The organism is Sphingopyxis sp. (assembly GCF_050725615.1).
GTDB lineage: Bacteria > Pseudomonadota > Alphaproteobacteria > Sphingomonadales > Sphingomonadaceae > Sphingopyxis.
In genome coordinates this window covers 1-7,693 of the sequence record NZ_JBOHHU010000133.1, presented here as the reverse complement: position 1 = coordinate 7,693, position 7,693 = coordinate 1, and the positions used below count along the sequence as shown (strand labels likewise).

General features: G+C 65.9%; 5 protein-coding genes and 1 pseudogene. 3 read left to right on the top strand and 3 right to left on the bottom strand.

The features are described 5' to 3' along the window. Positions 1 to 393: 393 nt before the first annotated feature. Together ACREB7_RS20015 and ACREB7_RS20010 are read right to left on the bottom strand one after the other, a co-directional pair. Positions 394 to 1,878 carry a peroxidase family protein gene (locus tag ACREB7_RS20015; protein ID WP_431594015.1) on the bottom strand — a complete coding sequence of 495 codons (1,485 nt, stop codon included), beginning with the start codon at positions 1,876 to 1,878 and terminating at the stop codon, positions 394 to 396. A gap of 360 nt (positions 1,879 to 2,238) precedes the next feature. After that, the gene (locus tag ACREB7_RS20010) at positions 2,239 to 2,946 is read right to left on the bottom strand and encodes a Crp/Fnr family transcriptional regulator (RefSeq protein WP_003039380.1); all 708 of its coding nucleotides are present in this window, start codon (positions 2,944 to 2,946) and stop codon (positions 2,239 to 2,241) included. 298 nt (positions 2,947 to 3,244) lie between these two features. Between ACREB7_RS20010 and ACREB7_RS20005 the strand changes: the two genes are divergently transcribed. Genes ACREB7_RS20005 through ACREB7_RS19995 form a run of 3 tightly spaced genes read left to right on the top strand, consistent with a single transcriptional unit; the run spans position 3,245 to position 7,080 of the window. Further along, positions 3,245 to 3,595, top strand: coding sequence for a cupin domain-containing protein (locus ACREB7_RS20005; protein WP_003039377.1), 351 nt, complete (start codon positions 3,245 to 3,247; stop codon positions 3,593 to 3,595). Positions 3,596 to 3,637: 42 nt separating this feature from the next. Then, positions 3,638 to 5,890 (top strand): nitric-oxide reductase large subunit, encoded by a 2,253-nt coding sequence (locus ACREB7_RS20000; RefSeq protein WP_003039373.1) that lies wholly within the window; start codon positions 3,638 to 3,640, stop codon positions 5,888 to 5,890. After that, positions 5,887 to 7,080: an NnrS family protein gene (locus tag ACREB7_RS19995; RefSeq protein WP_003039370.1), complete on the top strand. Its 1,194-nt coding sequence runs from the start codon at positions 5,887 to 5,889 to the stop codon at positions 7,078 to 7,080. The genes ACREB7_RS20000 and ACREB7_RS19995 overlap by 4 nt, the downstream gene beginning before the upstream one ends. Positions 7,081 to 7,255: 175 nt before the next feature. Here the strand turns inward: ACREB7_RS19995 and ACREB7_RS19990 are convergent. Continuing rightward, a pseudogene (locus tag ACREB7_RS19990) lies at positions 7,256 to 7,693 on the bottom strand (integrase core domain-containing protein); the annotation flags it as partial.

Here is a 7,693-nt window from a genome sequence, read left to right as displayed (position 1 = left end):
TTTTACATTGGAGGATCTGGGCTTCATCTTCGTTCCTTCGTCACTACGACGAAGCCCAGATCCTCCTTAAATCACAACCTCAAATCTGTGCCATTGGTGCTGACGGCAGACAAATCGAGAAATGTCTCCTTCGTTGCCGCGGATTTGACCTGCACGGCCATGCATTTTCGCTGGAATCGGGGTTCAGCCGCATGAAATTGCCGAGGATCGACCTTTCGCGATCGAGAATGCATACGCGCCGATCGAGTAATGCGAAGTCCACGTCGACCGAAACGCATCCCCCGGCAGGCTGCATCCGCGCGAGGCGATAATCCCGGGGGGGGGGGGGAGGGCACAAATTGGCCGCCGGCAATAGGCGCACGATGCCGGCGGCCAATCTTCGCGGACCGCTCTCTACGCAACCTTCGCGTAATGCAGCAGGTCGACCATCCTGAAATCGTCGCCCGTCTTCGACGCATCGACGGTCGGCAGGAAGGGCTGCCATTCGGGATCCTGTGCCAGATAGGAGCCCTTGTCGCCGTGGAGCAGCCCGAGGAACACCTCGGTCACGATCCGCGCCCCGACCGGGCCGAGCCGCTCGCCATTCTCCACCGTCTGCGCCTCGCGGAGGATGTAGAACCAGAGCGGCGTGCGGTCGTCGAAGCCGTGAGGCTTGAGGTCGGCAAGGTCGCCCTTCGACAGCTCAGGCAGCTTCATCGCGCGGGCGACGCGCTGGCCCGAGGGGAGCGCGAAGGTCAGGTGACGCAGCAGGTTGCGCTGCGCGAGCGACGCCGGGTTGGTCTTGGGATCGGGGTTGGGCACCACCGAGCCCGGCAGGCGGAAGAGCGCGGTCGACAGCGTCGTGTCGATCTTCTTGTTCGGCTTCACATTGCCGTCGGCGAAGTCGAAGAAGGTCGGCCAGTCGACGAAACGCCGCGGCGCGCGGCAGCCGCCCGACAGGTCGTCGGGATCGTCGGGGTCCGACGGGGTGGGCTTGAAGATCATCGCGAAGAAGGGATTGCCGCCGTTGCCGGTGAAGTTCGCGCGGTAGGACGGGCGGATCTGGCTGTGCCCGAAACGATAGGCGGCGACCGAGAATTCGACCGGAATATAGGGCTCGTTGTGCCAGCTGTAATATTTGCGCCCGTTCTGCAGCACATCGTCGACCACCGCATCGCCGCAGGTCCGGCGCAGGAACTCATGGACTACGATCCATTGATAATGCCAGCGCACGATCCGCTGCGCCTCGGCGAAAATCTCGTCGGAGCCGGTCAGCTTGATCTTGGTCTTCACATAATCGACGACCTCGTTGTGGAATTTCAGGAACGCGACCTGGAGCTGGCTGATGATGAGATTTTCATCATCGCGCGGATCGCCGATCAACGCGACCTTCTGGCTGTTGCGCGGCAGGTCGAACTTGTTCGCGGTGCCCGTCGCTTCGAGCAGGAATTTGCCGCCCTTGCCGCCTTGCGTGTCGTAGAGATGCGGGCTGCCGCCCGGCCCGGCGCCGTAGACATTGTCGAGGCCGAGGCTCGGCGTGCGGAAATTGGCGATCTGTTCGGGATCGGCCTGCCGTTCGAGGCTGGAGGTCGGGTCGAACGTCATGTCATGGTCGAGGAACTGGCCGAGGAAGGTGAAGCCCGCGGTCAGGTTGGGGTTGTCGCTGTTCTTCGCCGACAGCGCCGGGTTGGTGATGAGCTCGGCGGGCGTCTTGGCCAGATTGTCCTTGGAATCCATGATCCCGCCAGGCTTGCCGATCTCCATCAGCGCGGCGCGGACATCGGGGGTATCGGCGGCGAAGGGGGGCAATTCGCCGAACATGCGGCCGAAGCGGCCAGCGTCGGAATATTTTGAGCGCGGCGGAACGATGTCGCGCGGATATACGCCGTGACGAGGCATGGCAGTCTCTCCTGCTATCTAGCTATGCTGTTGCGATTTTTGGGAGGGCTTCGCCGTCAAGGAGACGGCGCGCATCCGCTGTTCTGGCACGACACCAAGACGGGCAGGTTGCGCGCGCGACGGGCGCTTTCAAAGATAAAAGAGGCTTAATGCCGCGTTAGGCTGACAGGGAGGTGCTTTAACGCGACCAAGTGCGCGCGGTCTGTCTGACGGATTGGCCGGCGTTTCGATCGGGAAAAAGCGGGCTAGCCTTCCAACCGCGCAAGCGGTGTGGTTCCCGGTCCGTCGCGCCGCCGGGCCGGGCAGCGCGGGGGCCTCGGCTTACGGATGCGGATTATGCCGCTGGTTCAGCAACCTCGCTCAGTCCGCCGTCCGTTCGGCGATGCGCCGTAGCTCCGCCTCCGACACAATCGTCAGATGCTGATTCCGGCTGACCAGCAGCCGCCTTCGATCCCATTCGGCGAGCGTTCGGCTCGCGGTGTGGAGCGTGGTCCCCGCGATGTCGGCGATGTCCTTGCGCCGGAGCGGAAAGGCGATCCGCACGCCCTCGTCGTCACGGCAGCCGGCCTGTTCGAGCAGGCGCAGCAGCGTCCGCGCAATGCGGCGCTCGGCGCTCTGCGTCGCGAGCTCGCGCAATCGCTCCTGCGCTTCGCCGAGGCGCTTGCCGATGATGCCGGCCATGTTGATCGCGACCTGCGATTGCCGCCGCATCAGCGCGAGCAGATCGGCGGGATCCCAGCTGATCTCGACCGAGTCGACCATCGCGGTCGCATCGGCGGGATAGAGCCCGTCGGTGAGGAACGGGACGCAGCCGAAAATCTCGCCGGCCCCGATAAGACGCACGAGTATCTCTTCGCCGTCGCTCCCAACCTGCGAGATACGCACACAGCCTGCGAGCAGCGCGTGCGCGCGGCCGGCGCGCTCGCCCTGGCCGAAAATGCGGGTGTCATGCGGCAGTTCGCGCAACCGTCCCGATGCGATCACCTCTTCGCGCGTGGCCGACGGCAGTCCGGCCAGCAGCGCGAGAGTGCGGATCGTCCTGGGATCGACGGAGGTTCGGGCGGCCATGACTCGCTTCTAACGGCGCCGGAGCAAAAGTGGAGCTCTTTGCGCCAGCGCAAATCGGCGTGTCGCGCCTGTGCTAGAAGCGTCGCCATCGGGGATCGGAAGGACCCCGGCGAAAACAGGCGAAGGAGGATGGCATGGTCTGTCCCGAATGCGGAGAAGTGATCGGATCAGGACCGCTCGATCTGCGGCGCTCCGCGCCCTTACGACAGGATGGCGCTGTGTTGCTCCTGCGCCGGTCGATCGGTGAGACGCTCGCGCGTGCAAGGCGCCTCGCTCGCCGCTGGGTGCGCGCCTGACGATGGCACAGCCCCATTGCCGCTCGGGCGACATTGCCCGGCTCGGACCGGTTGGCGACGCCGCCACGCACAGCGTGGCGCTCGCGCGCACCGCGTCATTCGAGGCGATTCACCTCGTCGTTCGCGCCGGAAGCTCGATCGCCCCGCATCAGGTCACGGGATCGATGACGCTATACTGCATCGCGGGCCATGTGCGTTTCGAGGGCGGCTCGCCGTCCGAGCTTCGGGCGGGCGACTGGCTATTCCTCGAACCGGGAACCCCGCATGCGCTCGCAGCGGTCGCGGACACGTCGCTGCTGCTGACGATCCTGTTCGACGAACCCGGTGCCGAGGCCGCGGCGCCGGCGGGCTAATCGCATGTTCTGCAGATAATGGCTTAGAAACAGGGGGTTGCAATGGGCGAATATCGCAAGCTTTGGTGGACGTTGATCGCGGTGCTGACCGTGACCTTCGCCATATTGGGGGTGGCCGGCGCCGAAGTCTATCGCAAGGCGCCGCCGATCCCCGCGAAGGTCGTCAGCGCCTCGGGCGCGCTCCTGATGACCCACGACGATATCATGGCGGGGCAGGCGGCGTGGCAGAGCACCGGCGGGATGCAGCTCGGTTCGATCTGGGGCCACGGCGCCTACCAGGCGCCCGACTGGTCGGCCGACTGGCTGCACCGCGAACTCACCGCCTGGCTGAGCCTTGCGGCCGAGGACGGCTATGGCAAGCCGTTCGACGATCTTGCCGTCGAGCAGAAGGCGGCGCTGACCTATCAGCTCAAGCAGGAATATCGGCATAACGCCCTCGATCCGGCGACCGGCGTCGTCACCGTGTCGGACCGCCGCGCCCGCGCGCTTGCGATCGTCGCGGCGCATTATGACGCGCTCTACGGCACCGATCCGGCGCTGCGCGAAATGCGCGATAATTATGCGATGAAAGAGGATACGCTGCCGAGCGCGGAGAAGCGGCAGAAGCTGGCCGACTTCTTCTTCTGGACCGCGTGGGCGGCGTCGACCGAGCGGCCGGGGACGGTCGCGACCTACACCAACAACTGGCCGCCCGAGCCGTTGATCGGCAACCAGCCGACGCCGGAGAATATTCTCTGGTCGCTCGCCTGTGTCGTCATCCTGATCGCGGGCGTGGGCTCGCTGATCTGGGGCTGGGCGTTTCTGCGCCGCCACGAAGACACGCCGCTCGCCCCTGCCGACAAGGATCCGCTGACGCTCGCGGCGCTGACCCCGTCGCAGCGCGCGCTCGGCAAATATCTGTTCGTCGTCGCCGCGCTGTTCATCTTCCAGGTCTTCATCGGTGGCTTCACCGCGCATTACACGATTGAGGGACAGAGCTTCTACGGCATCGATGTCTCGCAGTGGTTCCCCTATGCACTGACCCGCACCTGGCATGTGCAGAGCGCGGTACTGTGGATAGCGACCGCTTTCCTCGCCGCCGGGCTGTTCCTCGCGCCGGTGGTCCACGGCGGCGATCCGAAGCATCAGAAGCTCGGCGTCGACCTGCTCTTCTGGGCGCTGATCCTCGTCGTCGCCGGCTCGTTCGCGGGCAATTATCTCGCCATCGCGCACGCGATGCCCGAGAGGCTGAGCTTCTGGCTCGGGCATCAGGGCTATGAATTTCTCGATCTCGGCCGCGTCTGGCAAATCGCGCTGTTCGCGGGGCTGCTCTTCTGGCTGGTGCTGATGCTGCGCGGCATGATGCCCGCGCTGCGGCGCGAAAAGGAAGGCGACCGGAGCCTGCTCCTGCTGCTCACCGTCTCGACGGTCGCGATCGGGCTCTTCTACGGCTCGGGTCTCTTCTACGGCGAGCGCACCCACATCACGATCATGGAATATTGGCGCTGGTGGGTCGTCCACCTGTGGGTCGAGGGCATCTTCGAGGTCTTCGCGACCGCCGCCATCGCCTTCATCTTCGCCTCGATGGGCCTCGTGTCGAAACGGATCGCGACCGCGGCCAGCCTCGCTTCGGCCTCGCTGTTCATGGTCGGCGGGGTGCCGGGCACCTTCCATCATCTCTATTTCTCGGGGACGACGACCCCGGTGATGGCGGTCGGCGCGGCGTTCAGCGCGCTCGAGGTCGTACCGCTGATCGTGCTCGGCTACGAGGCGTGGGAGCATTGGAGCCTGCGCGACCGCGCGCCGTGGATGCGCTCGCTGCGCTGGCCCTTGATATGCTTCGTCGCGGTCGCCTTCTGGAACATGCTTGGCGCCGGGGTCTTCGGCTTCATGATCAACACGCCGGTCGCGCTCTTTTACCTCCAGGGGCTCAACACCACCGCGGTTCACGCCCATGCGGCATTGTTCGGGGTCTACGGTTTTCTCGCGCTGGGCTTCACCCTGCTGGTGCTGCGCTACATCCGGCCTGAGATCGCGTTCAACGAGCGGCTGATGCGCACGGGCTTCTGGGGGCTCAACGCGGGGCTGGTGCTGATGATCTTCACCAGCCTGCTGCCGGTCGGCCTGTTCCAGTTCGAGGCGAGCGTGACCACCGGCATGTGGTATGCGCGCAGCGATACCTTCCTGCAGCAGGGCTTCCTCGAAACCTTGCGCTGGGTCCGCACCTTCGGCGACGTGGTGTTCATCGTCGGCGCGGTCGCGATCGCGTGGCAGGTCGTGATCCTCGGCCTGTGGCGGAAGGGCGCGCGGGCATGAATATGGCGATGATGGCCGCCGCGGCGCCCGATGCCGGAGCGCGGTCGCCGCTCTGGCTGCGCGGCGGCTATCGCCTGCTCTTCGGATGCGGCGCGCTGTGGGCGGTCGTCGTCGTGACTTTGTGGGTCGGCGCGCTTGGCGGGCGCTTGACGCTGCCGATCGCGATGGAGCCGCTCGCGTGGCACCAGCACGAGATGCTGTTCGGCTATCTCGGGGCGATCATCGGCGGCTTCGTCAGCGCCGCCATGCCCAACTGGACCGGGCGGCCGACGGTGACGGGCTGGCGGGTCGCGGCGGTCGGCGGCCTGTGGCTGGCGGCGCGGCTGGCGATCCTCTTTTCGGCGACGGTGCCGCCGCTCGTCGGCGCGGTGCTCGATGTCGTCTATCTGCTGATTCTGCTCGCCTATGCGGCGCGCGAGATTTTCGCCTCGGGCAACCGCAACAAGCCGATCCTGATCATCCTTTTCCTGTTCGCCGCCGCCTGCGCGCTCGATCATGCCGCGATGATGGGGGCGCTCGCCGACCCCGCGCTCGGCGTGCATCTGGGCTTTGCGCTGATCCTGCTGCTGATCTCGCTGATCGGCGGGCGCATCACCCCCGCCTTCACGCGCAACTGGCTGATGCGACGGGGGAGCAGCGAGGGCCTGCCGACCTTGCCGAACCGCTTCGACATGGCGGTGATCGGCGCCACCGCGCTCGCGCTCGCGGCGTGGGTCGCGGAGCCAGCCAGCGCCATCGCAGCCGGGTTGCTGATCGCGGCGGGCGTGCTCCAGTTCATTCGCCTCGCGCGCTGGGCGGGGATGAAGGCGCTCAGCGATCCGCTCGTTTTCGTCCTTCACATCTCCTACGCGTGGCTGCCGACGGGGCTGATCCTGCTCGGCTGCGCGACGCTGCATCCGGTGCTGCCGGTGTCGAGCGCGATTCATGCGCTCGGGGCGGGCGCGATGGGGGCGATGACGCTGGCGGTGATGACGCGCGCGACGCGCGGCCATACCGGTTGTCCGCTCGAGGCCGACCGTGCGACGGTCCTCATCTATATTCTCGTTCACGCGGGCGCGCTGCTGCGCGTGGTCGCGCCGCTGCTGCCCTTCGATTATCTGACGGTCATTGCGGCCGCGGGCGGGCTGTGGGCGGCGGCTTTCCTGCTGTTCCTGCTCGTCTATGTGCCAATGGCGGTGCGGCCGCGATAGAAGCCGGCTGCCGCCGCGATTGTCAGCACGCCGGGCCTAAAAGAAGGACCCCGCCAGCGAGGGCGGGGCCAAGGAGGGGAGGTTGCCATGCGGCAAGGGACTGTCCGTCGTCAGAACATTCGGCACAACTCGCGGCGTAGATTAGCGGAGTGCGGACCTCGTCAGGGGGTTGATGTTAGGCGGCGAACTTGCGGTGCTGCAAGCGCCGATGTTCGATGGTCTGTCGCTTGATCCTTTCGCGCAGTTTGATGATTGCCGGAGCCTGCCGAAGTAGGCGTCGGCAGGCGTCACGTTGGCCAGGCTCTCGTGGTATCGCTGGTGATTGTAGTGCTCGACGAAGGCCTCGATGTGGGCTTCGAGGTCGCCGGGCAGGAAGTAGTTTTCCAGCAAGATGCGGTTTTTCAGGGTCTGGTGCCAGCGCTCGATCTTGCCCTGGGTTTGGGGATGACACGGGGCGCCGCGGACATGGCTCATCTTCCGGGCCTCGATGTATTCCGCCAGCTCACCCGCGATGTAGCTGGGGCCATTGTCGCTGAGTAACCGGGGTTTGTGCAGCCCCGTGGCGCTGTCGCAACCAGAAGCCGCCAGGGCGAGGTCCAGCGTGTCGGTGACG